General features: G+C 53.7%; 1 rRNA gene. It reads left to right on the forward strand.

Features of this window, described 5'->3' with window-relative positions:
- Positions 1-255, forward strand: a 16S ribosomal RNA gene (locus tag EXZ60_RS19125); the annotation flags it as partial.

A 255-nucleotide genomic window follows, 5' to 3' on the forward strand; every position in this document is an offset into this window, starting at 1 on the left:
GACCGCCTGGGGAGTACGGTCGCAAGATTAAAACTCAAATGAATTGACGGGGGCCCGCACAAGCGGTGGAGCATGTGGTTTAATTCGATGCAACGCGAAGAACCTTACCTACTCTTGACATCTACAGGATCCTGCGGAGACGCGGGAGTGCCTTCGGGAACTGTAAGACAGGTGCTGCATGGCTGTCGTCAGCTCGTGTTGTGAAATGTTGGGTTAAGTCCCGCAACGAGCGCAACCCTTATCCTTGTTTGCCAG

It is taken from the genome of Vibrio sp. 1151_11, from assembly GCF_029478525.1.
GTDB lineage: Bacteria > Pseudomonadota > Gammaproteobacteria > Enterobacterales > Vibrionaceae > Vibrio > Vibrio anguillarum.